This window comes from Blattabacterium cuenoti, assembly GCF_014252395.1.
In the GTDB taxonomy this organism is placed as follows: domain Bacteria; phylum Bacteroidota; class Bacteroidia; order Flavobacteriales; family Blattabacteriaceae; genus Blattabacterium; species Blattabacterium cuenoti_AA.
The window spans coordinates 596,107-611,087 of record NZ_CP059219.1 but is presented as its reverse complement, the minus strand read 5'-3'; the positions used below and the strand labels follow the sequence as shown (position 1 = coordinate 611,087).

Sequence of the window (14,981 nt, the reverse complement as noted above, 5' to 3'; positions counted from 1 at the left end):
AGAAATAGTCATTTCATATAAACTATATTTGTAGTTTTTTAGAATCAATATAGGACCATATATAAATCCATACAAACCCATTTTTGTTAGTTGCATGTAATTACAATAATATTCTTGTAGAATATTTGATCATATTCAAAAGTAATTTTTGAATATGATCAATATTTTTTTGTTGTTGTAATATATATTAAGAATAAATAACAAGTTCTCTATTTATATATTCTACTTTGAATCCATAATCTTCAAAAAAAAGAGTTAATTATTAAAAATATTTTATTTTTTTTTATTTAAAAATATTTTTTTTCTTTTTTTAAAAAGAAAAATAGAACCGGATATAATTGTAGTAAAAATTATTATTAAAATAATCCAAAAATTAACAGTTATTTCTTGTGAAATAATTTCTTCATTTTTCATAAAAAAAAACATAGTAAATATAGCAAAAGCATTATTAAATACATGTAATAATATACAATCTATAATAGAAGTTGTTATAAAATAAATAAATCCAATAAAACTTCCAATAATAAATCCTCCTACAAATTGCCATGGATTCATATGAGTTAATCCAAATAAAAATGAAGAAAATAAAATAGCTTTAATAGGGTGAATTTTATTTTTTAACATTCCATTTAAAATTATACCTCTAAAAAGAACTTCTTCACATATAGGTGCTAATAATACTGTAGTAGAAAAAAAAGGTATTGGTGTTTTTATTTCTTCTTTTAAAAATTCTTCAATTTCTTTATACATATTACCTAATATAGGCCCATCTCTTGGAACTAATGAAGATAAATATTCATTGACAACGATCATACATAACATCATAAAAAACATCACAATATAAAAATACCATGGAGATAACTTCATAGTCAAATCTATAAAAAGATTTTTTTTTTGAGCTTGATGAGAAATGAAAATAAATAAAAAAATAAAAGGAATAGTGTACGATATTGAAAACATCATACTTTCAGGTAAATTAATAGAAATCAATAATTTTCTAAAAATGACATTAAAAAGATTTAAAACTATAAATCCTACTATTAATAAAATTGATTCTATATAATTTATTTTAAAATAATTCTTCATAATAAATATTAAAAATTCGTCTTCTAAAAAAATAAATACTTATTTTCATTGAATATAAATTTTTGATGTTAATATAAAAAATATCATGTATTGTTATTGTTTTTAACAGTTAAATTAAATATAAAAAGATAAAAGATAAAACAATTTTATTAAAAATAAACTATAGAATTTATATAAAAAAATTAAAAATTTTGAAATTATTATGTCTCTTTTTGATATTAAATATTTATTTAAAAATTATGATCTTTTTAAAGATAAAGATATTAAACCTTATAAAATATTTAAATATTCTAAATTATTAAAAATAATAGATAAATATCAAAATATATGTTCTATTATTCCTGTAGGATTATCTATAGAAAAAAGAAAAATATTTAAAATTAAATGGGGAATAGGAGAAAAAAAAATATTTATTTGGTCTCAAATGCATGGAAATGAAACTACAGGTACAAAATCTATGTTTGATATTCTTCATTTTTTAAAAAAAAATAATGAAGAAATAGTTAATTTTTTTTTTAAAAAATTAACTATTATGTTTATACCAATGTTAAATCCTGATGGATCTGAAAAATATAAAAGAAGAAATGCTATAAATATTGATTTAAATAGAGATGCTATTAGTTTACAATCTCCAGAAATACAAATATTATTTCAAGAAATAGATAAAAATAAACCTCATATATTATTTAATTTACACGATCAAAGAAGTATTTATAATGTAGGAAGTAAATTTTTTAATCCGGCAATATTATCTTTCCTATCTCCTTCTATAAAAGGAAATATTTATTCTATTAGCAGAATAAAATCTATGGAAGTTATATATTTTATAGTAAAAGAATTACAAAAAGTATTACCTAATATTGGATCTATAGGAAGATATTCAGATGAATTATATCCTACTGCAACTGGAGATGTTTTGCAACAATTAGGTTATCCTTGTGTACTTTTTGAAGCAGGAAATTATATGAAAGATTTTAAAAAAGAAATAATTAGAAAATATAAAACTTTATCTATTCTTGCAGGTATTTATTTTTTTGCTTCTCAAAAAAATATAATAGAAAAAAATTATAAATCTTATTTTTCTATTATAGAGAATAAAAAAATTTTATTAGATAAAATCTATAGAAAAGTTCAAATACAAAAAAATAAAAAAAATTTTTTAGTAGATATAGGTTTAATGAATTTTGAAAAATTTTTTTATGATAAAAAGGATGTTAATGTTTTTTCAAAAATAGTCGATATAGGTGATTTATCTAATTTTTTTTCTTACGAAGAAAATATTTCTTTAGGAAAAAAATTTTGTGGAAAAAAAGGTAAAAAATTTCCAGAAATTGGAGATATAGAATATTTTAATTTAATATAATATAAATTATTTTTTATAATTAAAAACTGCTAATCTTTTTCTTCTTTTTTTTCTTCTTCTAGATAAAATAATACGACCACTTTTTGTGTTCATACGTTTCATGAATCCATGAACATTAACTTTTTTTCTATTAGAAGGTTGATATGTTCTTTTCATCTAATTTAAGGTGTATTAGGTGTATTATAAGAAAAAAATAATAAAATTAAAATACCAATAGTAAAACCTATAAAAAACAAAGCGATACGTTTTGAAAAATTCATGTTTACTGTAATGCTATAGTGTAAATTACATAAAGTTTTTTATTTTTTAATATTTAAAAACTCATTTTCTATAAAAATATATGCTTGATAAGCAAAAAACTATTGCAAAAAAAATATCCTTAAAAGGATTTGGTTTATATACTGAAAAAAAAATAACAATAACTTTTAAACCAGCACCAGAACATACAGGATTTATTTTTGTTAGAACAGATATAAAAGAAAAACCTTGTATTAAGGTACATTTTTCTTCTTTTTTAAAAGAAAGAATAAATGAAGGTCTTATTTTAGGAAATGATAAATTAAAAATATATACTGTTGAACATCTTCTCGCTGCTCTTACTGGAATGGATTTAGATAATGTTATTATAGAATTAGATAATATTGAAATTCCTATAATGGATGGATCTTCTAAACATTTTGTAGAAGCTATTGAAAAAGTAGGAATTATAGAACAAAATGCAAGTAGAAAATATTATTCTATAACAGATATTATATCTTTAGAAAATAAAAAAACAGGAAGAGAAATTATAGCTTTACCTTCTAAAAAATTAGAAATAATAACAATAATTGATTTTCAATCGAAATTTATTAATACACAAAACGCCATTTTAAAAAATTTAAATCAATTTCAAAAAAAAATAGCAACTTCAAAAGTTTTTTGTATTTATGAAAAATACAAAACTATAAATATAAATTGTTCTTTTGAACATTCTACATTTTCTTGTCAAGAATCCAATGAAATTGCAAAACATATTCTTTTAGATATTATAGGATTTTTAACTTTAATAGGATATAAATTAAAAGGAAAATTAATTTTTTATAATCCAAATAATTGTATCATAATACAATTTTTAAAAGAATTAATAAAAAGAATACAAACATTTAAAAAAAATGAACTTCCTAAGTTTGATTTAACAAGAAAACCTATTTTCGATATAAAAAGTATTATGAAAATTTTACCTCATAAACCTCCATTTCTTTTAGTTGACAAAATTATAGATTTAACAGAAAATTGTGTAATAGGAGTTAAAAATGTAACAATGAACGAGTATTTTTTTATAGGTCATTTTCCAAATGAACCAATAATGCCTGGAGTGTTGCAAATAGAAGCAATAGCTCAAGTTGGAGGAATTCTTGTTCTAAATAAACTTAGTAATCCTAAATTGTATTCTACTTATTTATTGAAAATAGATAAAGTTAAATTCAAACATAAAATAGTTCCTGGAGATATTATTATTTTTATAGTTTATTTATTATCATCTATAAGAAGAGGAATTGTTCATATGCATGGTAAAGGTTTCGTAAATAATAAACTTGTAGTAGAGGCAGAAGTAATAGCAAAAATTGTAAAAAATAATAATAATAAATTTCTATAAATTTTAATTTTAAATGTAATAAAAATATATAAAATTTTAAAAAAAATATAAACTTAAAAAAGTTAAAATAGAATATAATTTTTATAGATATTAGAAAATAAATATTTTTAATATTTTCTGTATTAAAAATAAAAATTATTAGTTTTTATTGTATAAAATAGATTATTTATAAAAATTAAATATTATGAGTATTTTGATAGATAATAATGTTAAAGTTATTGTACAGGGTTTAACAGGAAAAGAAGGGTTATTCCATACTGAACAAATGATTAATTATGGAACTAACATTGTAGGAGGTATTACCCCAGGTAAAGGTGGTAGTTTTTGTTTAGGAATTCCTATTTTTAATACGGTAGAAGAAGCTATAAATAATACAGAAGCTAATGTAAGCGTCATATTTGTTCCTTCTATTTTTGCTTCAGACGCTATTTTAGAATCTGCTTATATGAATATTGAATTAATAATTTGTATTACAGAGGGAATTCCAGTTTCCGATGCAATTAAAATTAAACATTTTTTAAAAAAAAATAAAAAATCTCGTTTAATTGGTCCTAATTGTCCTGGTGTTATTTCTCCTAAAAAAGCAAAAGTAGGAATTATGCCTAATTCTGTTTTTAATAAAAAGGGAAAGATAGGAATAATTTCTAGATCAGGGACTCTTACTTATGAAGCAGCAGATCAAATAGTTAAATTTGGTTATGGTATTTCTACGGCTGTTGGTATAGGAGGAGATTCAATTATTGGAATGAATATAAAAGAACTTATAGAATTATTTTTGAAAGATTCAGAAACAGAATGTATTGTGATGATAGGAGAAATAGGAGGAAAATTAGAAATTGATGCTGTAGAATGGATAAATAATCAAAAAAATAAAAAACCAATAATAGGATTTATAGCAGGACAAACTGCTCCAAAAGGGAAAACAATGGGACATGCTGGAGCTATTATAGAAAAAAAAATAGAAACAGCACAAGTTAAAATGAGTATAATGGAAAAAAATGGTATACATATAGTAAAATCTCCTGCTGATATAGGAATGAAAGTTTACGAAACTATTGGTTAATTAAAATAATCATTATTTTTTTAAAATGGAAAAATTTTTAATAACAGGATTAGGAAATCCTGGAAATTTATATCAAAAAACAAGACATAATCTTGGTTTTTTAGTATTAGATAAAATTGTAAAGAAATATTATCTTTCTTTTTCAAAAAAAAAATTAGGTTTTATTTCAGAATTTAATTATAATAAAAAAAAACAACTTTTTTTTTTAAAGCCTTATACTTATGTTAATAATAGTGGTATAGCTGTTAAGTATTGGATGATAAAAGAAAAAATATTATTAAAAAATATTCTTATAATATCTGATGATATTTATCTCAATTTTGGTAATTTTCGTTTAAAAGGAAAAGGAGGAAGTGGAGGTCATAATGGATTGAAAAGCATAGAAAAGGAAATAAATACATCACATTATGCACGACTTCGTTTTGGTATTAAAAATAATAAAGAAAAAAAAGAAAAAATAGATTATGTATTAAGTAATTGGAAAATTAAAGAAATAGATTATTTGTTTTCTAGATTAGATATAGGAATACAAATAATATTTTCTTTTATTACAAATGGATTGGAACAAACAATGAACTTATTCAATAAAAATAATTTTTAGTAGACCTTGTAGTTTAATTGGATAGAATATAGGATTCCGATACCTATGGTAGGGGTTCAAATCCCTTCAAGGTTATGTTTTATTTTTAACTTAAAAAATAATCAATAATTTATTATGATTAATTACATTCGTAATTTTTGCATTATTGCACACATAGATCATGGAAAAAGTACATTAGCAGATCGATTATTAGAATTAACAAAAACAGTTTCTGAAGGTGAACATAATCAATTATTAGATGATATGGATTTAGAAAAAGAACGTGGAATAACTATTAAAAGTCACGCTGTTCAAATGAAATATCAATATAAAAATAAAACATATACTCTTAATTTAATAGATACACCAGGACACGTAGATTTTTCTTATGAAGTTTCACGTTCTATAGCAGCTTGTGAAGGAGCTCTATTAGTTGTAGATTGTACTAAAAGTGTGCAAGCTCAAACTATATCTAATCTTTCTTTAGCGTTAAAGAAAAATCTTGTAATTATTCCAGTTTTGAATAAAATTGATTTATTAGATTCTATTCCTGAAGAAGTAATGGAAGAAATAATGGAATTAGTAAAATGTAAAATGGAAGATATTATTCCTGTTAGCGCTAAAATAGGATTAGGAATTAAAAATATTTTAAATAAAATTGTTACATGTATACCTGCTCCAAAAGGGGATCCTAAAGCTCCATTACAAGCTTTTATTTTTGATTCTTTATATAATCCATTTACAGGAATAGAAGCTTTTTTTAGAATAAAAAATGGAAGTATAAAAAAAGGACAAAAATTGAGATTTATGTCTACAGGAAAAGTTTATAATGCTTATGATATAGGAATTCTTAAGTTAAAACGTATTTCTAAAAAAATAATTGATACAGGTGATGTTGGATATGTAGTTTCTGGTATAAAAAATACTTACGAAGTAAAAGTTGGAGATACGATTACAGATGCTAATAATCCAGCAATAAAAGCAATAGAAAAAATTGATGAGGCAAAACCTATGGTTTTCTCTAGTATTTATCCAATAAATTCTGATAAATATGAAGAATTACGTTCTTCTATAGAAAAATTACAGTTAAATGATGCTGCTTTTTCTTTTACAACTGAATCTTCTCCTGTTTTAGGATTTGGATTTCATTGTGGTTTTTTAGGATTACTTCATATGGAAGTAGTTAAAGATAGATTAGAAAGAGAATATGGAATTTCTATAATTATTACAATTCCTAATGTTTCCTATAAATTATATAAAAAAAATAATAAAACTTTATTAATAAATAATCCTTCTGATTTTCCAGAAATGTATAAATTAAAAAAAATAGAAGAACCTTATGTTTTAATTTCTATTATTACTAAAGATATTTACATAGGAAATATAATGTCTTTATGTATTGAAAAACGTGGAGTTATAATAGAAGATCAACATTATTTAACTTCAGGTAGAATAAAAATTACATTTGAAATGCCTTTATCTGAAATTATATTTGATTTTTATGATAAGTTAAAAACAGTATCTAGAGGATACGCTTCTTTTGATTATAATTTTATTGGGTATAGAAATTCAGATTTAAAAAAAATTACTGTTTTCATAAATTATGAAAAAATAGAATCTTTATCTATTTTATCTCATAAAAAAAAGGCTTTTTTTTTAGCAAAAAAAATATGTAAAGAATTAGCTTTATTAATTCCAAAACATCAATTTAATATACCTATACAGGTTTCTGTATCTGGAAAAATTATAGCAAGAGAAACAATTAAAGCTTTTAGAAAAAATGTAACAGATAAATGTTATGGAGGAGATATAACAAGGAAAAGAAAACTTTTAGAGAAACAAAAAAAAGGAAAGAAAAAAATGCGTCAAATAGGAAAAGTAGAAATACCATCATCTGCTTTCATGACACTTTTAAAAGTTAAAAACTAATTTTATAAATTAAATTAAAAATCATTTTGTATGTCTATTAAAATAGGAATAAATGGTGTAGGTAGAATAGGTAAAATTGTTTTATTATCTGCATTAAGTCGTAAAAATAATATAGAAATAGTATCTATAAATGATTTAGCTTCTATAGAATATTTAGCTTATATATTAAAATATGATTCAGTTCATGGTAAATTCAATGGTGATATTCGTATTGAAAATACAAATTATTTAGTATTAAATAATGAAAAACGTATTAAAGTTACTAATGAAAAAGATCCTGGTAAAATAAATTGGGGAAATTTAAATATAGAATATGTAGTAGAATCTACTGGTCTTTTTTTAACAAAAGAATTAGCTTATGGTCATTTAAAATCAGGAGCAAAAAAAGTTATTTTATCCGCTCCTCCTAAAGAGGATGATATTCCTATGTTTGTAATGGGTGTAAACCATAAAAATATGAAAAAAGATGATATTATTATATCTAATGCATCTTGTACTACAAATTGTTTATCTCCAATTGTTAAAGTATTGAATGATAATTTTGGAATATTAGAAGGTTTAATGACTACTATACATGCTTCTACAGCTACTCAAAAAGTAGTAGATTCTATTTCTTATAAAGATTGGAAAGCTGGTAGATCATCATTAGTTAATATTATACCATCATCTACAGGTGCTGCTAATGCAGTAGGTAAAATAATTCCAAGTTTAAATGGAAAGTTAACAGGAATGGCTTTTAGAGTTCCTATATCAGATGTATCTGTATTAGATTTTACTGTTTATTTAAAAAATAGTACTAATTATGATAAAATTAAATACTATATGAAAAAAGCATCTGAAACTACATTAAAAGATATATTAGGATATACAGAAGAATCAGTAGTTTCAACAGATTTTATAGGAGATAAAAGAATTTCAATTTTTGATGCTGGTTCTAGCATCATGTTAAGTCCTAATTTTTTGAAAATTATTTCATGGTATGATAATGAATTTGGATATTCTAATAAATTATTAGATATTATAGAATATATGCATTCTATTTCTAAATAATTTATGGTATTTTTTTTATAAAAAAAAATTTTTTTTTGTATTTGTTAACTTTAAAAATAAAATTTTTCAACCCATTACTTATCATTAAAAATGGGGCTTTTATAACTTGATTATATAAAGATATTTGATCAAAAGTTTTTTGTGTTATAGATTTTTTTGGAGCTTTACATTCAATAATAATATGTGGTTTTTTATTATATATAACTAATATATCTATTCTTTTAGATAATTTATTTATTATTAAAGGATATTCAACCCATATATTTGAGTTTTTATAATTTTTTACCTTTTTTAGTAAAAAAATTATATATTGTCGTATTACTTCTTCATGAGTAAATGAATAGAATTTTTTTCTAATTATACAAAATATAAGTACATTATTTTTTATTTTTTTTATGTATAAATATTTTTTTATAAATAAATTTAAAGAATACATAAATAATTTTAAACTATAATACGAAAAAAATTCATTATGTCTTTGAATGAAAAAATATATAATTGTATTATTATTGGTTCAGGACCATCTGGTTATTCTGCAGCTATTTATGCTGCAAGATATGATTTAAATCCTATTATTATTGAAGGTAATCAACCAGGAGGACAATTAACTACTACAAATAATATTGATAATTATTTGGGATTTCCAATAGGTATTAGTGGAAAATATTTTATGGAAAAATGTAAAAAACAAGCGGAACGTTTTAACACTATAATAGTAAATAAATCCGTTGTTAAAGTTATTTTATCTAATAAAAAAGGAGGAATACATCATATTATTTTAGAAGAAAAACATTTTTTTAAAAGTAGAGGTTTAATTATTGCTACAGGTTCTAGTCCTAAATATTTAGGTATAGATAAAGAAAAAAAATTTATGGGATTAGGAATTTCTTTTTGTGCTACTTGTGATGGTTTTTTTCATAAAGAAAAAAATGTAGCTGTAATAGGAGGAGGAGATACAGCATTAGAAGATGCTAATTATTTATCAAATATTTGTAAAAAAGTTTATTTAATAGTTAGAAAAAATTATTTTATAGCATCCAAAATATTACAAAATCGTATTTTAAAAAAAAAGAATGTAATTATTCTATTTTGTTCTAATGTTAAACAAATTATTGGAGATCATTTTTTAGAAAAAATTATAGTCGTTAATCATAAAAATAAAACTATTAATACTATATCTATTAGTGGATTATTTATTGCAATAGGTCATATACCTAATACATATATTTTTAAAAATCAGTTAAATTTAGATGAAAGAGGATATATTATTGTTAATAAAGGGACTACTATAACTAGTATACCAGGAGTTTTTGCTGCTGGAGATGTACAGGACCCTATTTATCGTCAAGCTATAACTTCTGCAGGAACTGGTTGTATGGCCGCATTGGATTTAGAAAAATATTTGTCTTTATTATAAAAAATTATTAAATGATAGAAAATAATCGTTTTTTTGATTTTTTAGTTTCTCATGCTAAAAATTATGGCTTCATTTTTCCTTCTAGTGAAATTTATGGAGGTATAAATGCTGTTTATGATTACGGACAATATGGAGTAGAATTGAAAAATAATATCAAAAAATATTGGTGGAAATCAATGACTCAACTTCATGAAAATATAATAGGTATAGATTCTTCTATACTTATGCATTCTGATATTTGGAAAGCATCAGGACATGTTAATAAATTTAACGAATTACTAATTGATAATAAAGATTCTAAAAAAAGATATAAACCAGATTTTTTAATTAAAGAATATGTAGAAAGAAAATTTACAAAAAATTCTAAAAAAAAAAAAGAAATATTATTTCGTTTATCTAAATCTTTAGAAAAAAAAGATTTTTTAGATATAAAAACTATAATTGAAGAATTAAATATTCTTGATCCTATCTGTAAAACAAATAATTGGACAAAAATTCGTTATTTTAATATGATGTTTAAAATAGAAAATGAAAAAGATTTATATCTTCGTCCAGAAACAGCACAGGGTATATTTTCTAATTTTCATAACGTTAAAAAATCTAACAGAATGAAAATACCATTTGGTATTGCTCAGATAGGAAAATCATTTAGAAATGAATTTTTTGCAAGAAAATTTATATTTAGAATGCGAGAGTTTGAACAAATGGAAATGCAATTTTTTATTCTTCCTGAGGAAGAAAATAAATGGTATGAATATTGGAAAAAAATCCGTTTAAAATGGCATTTAATGTTAAATTTAGGAATTAAAAAATATAAATTATATCAACATAAACATTTAGCTCATTATGCTAGTGCAGGAACAGATATAGAATTTAATTTTCCTTTTGGATTCAAAGAGATAGAAGGAATACATTCTCGTAAAGATTTTGATTTAAAAAATCATGAATTGTTTTCAGGAAAAAAATTAAGAGTTTATGAAACTAAAAAAAATTACATTCCTTATGTAATAGAAACTTCTTTAGGATTAGATCGTATTTTTTTAGCTATATTAGCTTCTTCTCTTAAAGAAGAAAAATTGGAAAATGGTAGTGTTCGCACAGTTCTAAAAATTCCTTATTGCTTATCACCAATAAAAGCAGCTATATTTCCTTTAGTTAAAAAAAAAGGTATTCCTGAAATTGCTAAAAAAATATTTAATGATATAAAAATTAATCATAGATTAATTTATGATCAAAAAGAATCTATTGGTAAATTATATCGTAGACAAGATGCTATAGGAACCCCTCTTTGTTTTACTGTAGATTATAAAACGATAGAAACAGATACAGTAACTGTAAGATATAGAGATACTATGGAACAGAAAAGAATTCATGTAAAAGAAATATCAAAAATAATAGAACAAAAAACTGGATTGATAAATATTTTAAAAAAATTATCTCGTTTTATATAAATTATTTATTTCTTATTTCAGCTTTTAATTTATTTTTTAATAAATATTCAATTTTTTTCATAGAATCATTAATAATATTATCAGTTAATGTTTTTTCTTGGCTTTCAAAAAAGAAACTAATTGTATATGATTTTTTTGATTTTGGTATATTTATCCCTTCATATAAATCATATTGAATTTTTTTAATTATATGATTTTCTTTATTTTTAATTAATTGATTTATCTCTTCAAAAGAAACGTTTTTTTCAACTAATAAGGATAAATCTCTTTTTGATGTAGGATATTTAGAAAATGGAATATAAATTATTTTTTTATCTTGAATAATAGAAACTAAATATTCCCAATCTATTTCCGCATAAAAAATATTTTTTTTTTTAAAAAAATTATTTTTAACTATACCTAGTTCAGCTAATTTTTTATTATTTAATAAAATAGAAATACTTTCTTCTAATAAAGGATGTTTAGAACATATTTGAGTATAATCAAAAATTCCACTTTTTTGAAAAATTTGTTCAATTATACCTTTTAAATAAAAAAAAGGATAGTTATTTATTTTAAAATTGTTTTCTGATATTTGAATTATTTGAAAAATAGAAATTGATAAATATGTTTTTTCTAAAAACTTATTGTTATTTCTATAATATATTTTTCCTATTTCAAAAAATTTAAAATTTTTATTAAAAATTCTATTATAATTATATTTAATACAATCTATCATTCCAAATAGTAAACTAGAACGCATAGAATTGTAATTTTTTGTTAAAGGATTTATAATTTTTATTTCTTCTCTTTTAAAGAAAGAATTTAATAAAGAAGAATATTGATCATTTTTAATTATAGTATTAGAAATAATTTCTTGAAATCCATAACAAACTAATTGTTGAGATAAACATCTTCTAATTTCATTTTCTTTTCTATAAAAAAATATAGGAATTGGTGATACTTTTATTTGATTAGATATTTTAATTTTATTAATTCCATAAATACGTAATATTTCTTCTATTAAATCTATTTCTCTTTTAACATCTATTCTATATGTAGGTATAATAACCAATAAATAATTATCGTTTTCTGAATGTATATTTATTTCAAGTAATGATAAAATATTTTTAATTTTTTTTTTTGATATTTTTACTCCTATAGTATTTATTATTTTTTTATAACGAAGTTTTATTTTTTTAAATGTTATGGGATGAGGATAAACATCAATAATATTAGAAATATTTTTTTTTGTATTAGTTATTTCTTTGATAAGAAAAGAAGCTCTTCGTAAAGCGTATATAGTTAAATTAGGATCTATTCCTTTTTCAAGTAAATATTGAACATCTGTTTTTATTAAATGTTTTTTTCCAAAAATTCGTATAATAATAGGATCAAAACAAGCGATTCCTAAAAAAATATTTTTAGTTTTTATATGTATATTATAGTTAATATTGTTAATAATTCCAGCTATAGATAATGGTTGATCAGAATCTGATATAATCAGATCTTTTTTATTAACAATTATTTCTTTATTATCTATAGATTGTAAATGCATAGATGATTGAGCATTTTTTATAAAAATTTTATTTCCTATTATTTTATCTAAATCAAAAACATGTATAGGTATTCCTAATTCATACATCACATAATGAATTATATCCATTATATTATTTATAGATTTTATTCCTATAGATTCTAAACTAGAAATTAACCAATTTGGAGATGTATCTATTTTTATTTTAAAGAGAAGTATAACAGAATATCTTATACATTTTTTATTTTCTTCTAAAAAAATTTGAATATATTTATTGTTATGAAAATATATTTCATTATCTATTATTGGTTTAGATAAATGCACTTTATAACCACGAAATTTTAAAACTGTATATAAATCACGTGCAATTCCATAATGACTCATAGCATCCGTACGATTAGGAGTAATTTCTATATCTAAAATATAATCTTTTATATCCGTAATTTTTTTTATACTTTTTATTGGTAAACCTATATCAGTTAAAATATTAGATATTTTTTTGATATCCATATCAATGGAAATATATTTTTTAAGCCAATTATATGATATTTTCATGTTGTTATTGTAGACATAATCAATATATGTATAGATTCTCCTTTTTTATCAGTAAATTTTCTTAAAATACCTATTTTATTTAAATAATAGAGATCAAAATAAATTAATTTACCATTTAAATAAGATAAACTTTCAATTAAAAATTTAGAATTAAAAACCATTTTTATTTTTTTGAAATTTTTGAAAATAGATTTACATTTCATTTTTGAATAATTAATAGTATCTTTTTCAAAGATTTTTAATTCGTTATAATTAATATATAAATAAATAAATTTATTTAAAATAGAAATTCTTTTAATAGAATTTAAAAATAATAATCTATCTATTATTAATGATACATCATAATTTTTATTGATTATAAAATCATAATTTTTATTGATTATAAAATCATAATTTTTATTGATTATAAAATCATAATTTTTATTGATTATAAAATCATAATTTTGTTTATTATCATTTATTAACGGACATGAAAAAATATAATGTTTAAAATAAAAAACTATATTAAGTCTATGTTTATATACAATAACAATATTATTTTTTTTTTCGTTTTCTAAAATTTTCTTAATAATATTAAGAGACTTTTTTGGTATAAAAAATTCCACATTTTTATTAAATACAAGTTTTTTTATAGAATATTTTACAAGTCTAAAAGTGTCTTTAACTACAAAATTTGATTCACATGTAGAAAATTGAAAATAAACTCCATTAAAAACAGGTTTAAGTTTTATGTTACTATTAACATAAAATAAAGTATTGTTTAATATTTTTAAAAATATATTTGAAAGTAGGGTAATTTTTATAGAAGAATATTCTAATATTTTTGTTTTATATAAATTAGTTAATCCAATAATAATTGGAATTTCACAAATTCCTTGTTTAGAATAAATATTTAATGTATTTTTTTCTTTTTTAATAAGAATAGTTTCATTTGAGTATGTATTTAATACATCTATCATATATTTAGCATACACTGCTATTCTTATTTTTTTTATAGATTGTTTTCCTATAAAATTAACCTTTATTTTTGTAGAAATTATATTTTCTGATATTACATTTATAATATTTAATTTATTATTTTCTACAATATCAAAAAAAAAATATTCTGAACCTGAATTATTAAAACTTTTAATTTTATATAAAGCATTTAACCTATTAAATAGGTAAAAACTAGAAACAAAAAAATACATAAAATATATTTGTACTAATAGCGTGAGGGGGATTTGAACCCCCGACCTCTGGGTTATGAATCCAACGCTCTAACCAACTGAGCTATCACACCTAAAAATACAAATATAATATTAACCATTCTTAATAATACTAAAGTTAATATAT

13 protein-coding genes and 2 tRNA genes are annotated in these 14,981 nt (G+C 21.1%); 9 read left to right on the top strand and 6 right to left on the bottom strand.

All coding sequences use genetic code 11. The features are described from left to right. Window positions 1-273 precede the first annotated feature (273 nt). Window positions 274-1,086, bottom strand: coding sequence for a CPBP family intramembrane glutamic endopeptidase (locus H0H36_RS02985; RefSeq protein WP_185869598.1), 813 nt, complete (start codon window positions 1,084-1,086; stop codon window positions 274-276). 202 nt (window positions 1,087-1,288) lie between these two features. Between H0H36_RS02985 and H0H36_RS02980 the strand changes: the two genes are divergently transcribed. After that, a complete protein-coding gene (locus tag H0H36_RS02980) occupies window positions 1,289-2,449 on the top strand; it encodes a M14 family zinc carboxypeptidase (RefSeq protein ID WP_185869597.1) in 1,161 nt (386 codons plus the stop codon). 6 nt (window positions 2,450-2,455) lie between these two features. Here the strand turns inward: H0H36_RS02980 and rpmH are convergent, their stop codons facing one another. Then, on the bottom strand, window positions 2,456-2,605 hold the full coding sequence (gene rpmH / locus H0H36_RS02975) for a 50S ribosomal protein L34 (protein WP_185869596.1): 150 nt from the start codon (window positions 2,603-2,605) through the stop codon (window positions 2,456-2,458). A gap of 184 nt (window positions 2,606-2,789) precedes the next feature. Between rpmH and fabZ the strand changes: the two genes are divergently transcribed. The 6 genes from fabZ to gap all read left to right on the top strand — a co-directional run bounded on the left by fabZ (window position 2,790) and on the right by gap (window position 8,707). Next, a complete protein-coding gene (gene fabZ / locus H0H36_RS02970; protein ID WP_185869595.1) occupies window positions 2,790-4,085 on the top strand; it encodes a 3-hydroxyacyl-ACP dehydratase FabZ in 1,296 nt (431 codons plus the stop codon). Window positions 4,086-4,269: 184 nt separating this feature from the next. Then, on the top strand, window positions 4,270-5,148 hold the full coding sequence (sucD, locus tag H0H36_RS02965; RefSeq protein ID WP_185869594.1) for a succinate--CoA ligase subunit alpha: 879 nt from the start codon (window positions 4,270-4,272) through the stop codon (window positions 5,146-5,148). A 25-nt stretch (window positions 5,149-5,173) separates the two neighbouring features. Further along, entirely contained in the window at window positions 5,174-5,749 is a 576-nt protein-coding gene (gene pth / locus H0H36_RS02960) for an aminoacyl-tRNA hydrolase (protein WP_185869593.1), read from the top strand. Between the two features lie 2 nt (window positions 5,750-5,751). Beyond that, a tRNA-Arg gene (locus H0H36_RS02955) sits at window positions 5,752-5,824 on the top strand. 42 nt (window positions 5,825-5,866) lie between these two features. Then, window positions 5,867-7,657: a translation elongation factor 4 gene (gene lepA / locus H0H36_RS02950; protein ID WP_185869922.1), complete on the top strand. Its 1,791-nt coding sequence runs from the start codon at window positions 5,867-5,869 to the stop codon at window positions 7,655-7,657. A gap of 30 nt (window positions 7,658-7,687) precedes the next feature. Next, window positions 7,688-8,707, top strand: a complete 1,020-nt coding sequence (gene gap, locus H0H36_RS02945) for a type I glyceraldehyde-3-phosphate dehydrogenase (protein WP_185869592.1) — start codon at window positions 7,688-7,690, stop codon at window positions 8,705-8,707. Between the two features lies 1 nt (window position 8,708). On the opposite strand, the gene H0H36_RS02940 is transcribed toward gap, so the two are convergent. Next, window positions 8,709-9,143, bottom strand: a complete 435-nt coding sequence (locus tag H0H36_RS02940; RefSeq protein WP_185869591.1) for a type I restriction enzyme HsdR N-terminal domain-containing protein — start codon at window positions 9,141-9,143, stop codon at window positions 8,709-8,711. Between the two features lie 36 nt (window positions 9,144-9,179). Here H0H36_RS02940 and trxB point away from each other — a divergent pair, with 36 nt between their 5' ends. Then, a complete protein-coding gene (trxB, locus tag H0H36_RS02935) occupies window positions 9,180-10,124 on the top strand; it encodes a thioredoxin-disulfide reductase (RefSeq protein WP_185869590.1) in 945 nt (314 codons plus the stop codon). An 11-nt stretch (window positions 10,125-10,135) separates the two neighbouring features. Beyond that, window positions 10,136-11,575, top strand: a complete 1,440-nt coding sequence (locus tag H0H36_RS02930; protein ID WP_185869589.1) for a glycine--tRNA ligase — start codon at window positions 10,136-10,138, stop codon at window positions 11,573-11,575. A gap of 1 nt (window position 11,576) precedes the next feature. Here the strand turns inward: H0H36_RS02930 and pheT are convergent, their stop codons facing one another. The 3 genes from pheT to H0H36_RS02915 form a co-directional block, all read right to left on the bottom strand. Further along, complete coding sequence (pheT, locus tag H0H36_RS02925) at window positions 11,577-13,646, bottom strand: phenylalanine--tRNA ligase subunit beta (RefSeq protein ID WP_185869588.1); 2,070 nt, start codon at window positions 13,644-13,646, stop codon at window positions 11,577-11,579. Then, a complete protein-coding gene (locus tag H0H36_RS02920) occupies window positions 13,643-14,836 on the bottom strand; it encodes a DNA polymerase III subunit beta (RefSeq protein ID WP_185869587.1) in 1,194 nt (397 codons plus the stop codon). The genes pheT and H0H36_RS02920 overlap by 4 nt, the downstream gene beginning before the upstream one ends. 18 nt (window positions 14,837-14,854) lie before the next feature. Then, a tRNA-Met gene (locus tag H0H36_RS02915) sits at window positions 14,855-14,928 on the bottom strand. Window positions 14,929-14,981 lie beyond the last annotated feature (53 nt).

Coding starts and splice junctions, on each gene's coding strand:
- H0H36_RS02940 (WP_185869591.1), bottom strand. CDS start 9,143: ATGTATTCTTTAAATTTATTTATAAAAAAATATTTATACATAAAAAAA.
- H0H36_RS02920 (WP_185869587.1), bottom strand. CDS start 14,836: ATGTATTTTTTTGTTTCTAGTTTTTACCTATTTAATAGGTTAAATGCT.
- trxB (WP_185869590.1), top strand. CDS start 9,180: ATGTCTTTGAATGAAAAAATATATAATTGTATTATTATTGGTTCAGGA.
- pheT (WP_185869588.1), bottom strand. CDS start 13,646: ATGAAAATATCATATAATTGGCTTAAAAAATATATTTCCATTGATATG.
- H0H36_RS02930 (WP_185869589.1), top strand. CDS start 10,136: ATGATAGAAAATAATCGTTTTTTTGATTTTTTAGTTTCTCATGCTAAA.
- fabZ (WP_185869595.1), top strand. CDS start 2,790: ATGCTTGATAAGCAAAAAACTATTGCAAAAAAAATATCCTTAAAAGGA.
- rpmH (WP_185869596.1), bottom strand. CDS start 2,605: ATGAAAAGAACATATCAACCTTCTAATAGAAAAAAAGTTAATGTTCAT.
- H0H36_RS02980 (WP_185869597.1), top strand. CDS start 1,289: ATGTCTCTTTTTGATATTAAATATTTATTTAAAAATTATGATCTTTTT.
- H0H36_RS02985 (WP_185869598.1), bottom strand. CDS start 1,086: ATGAAGAATTATTTTAAAATAAATTATATAGAATCAATTTTATTAATA.
- gap (WP_185869592.1), top strand. CDS start 7,688: ATGTCTATTAAAATAGGAATAAATGGTGTAGGTAGAATAGGTAAAATT.
- pth (WP_185869593.1), top strand. CDS start 5,174: ATGGAAAAATTTTTAATAACAGGATTAGGAAATCCTGGAAATTTATAT.
- sucD (WP_185869594.1), top strand. CDS start 4,270: ATGAGTATTTTGATAGATAATAATGTTAAAGTTATTGTACAGGGTTTA.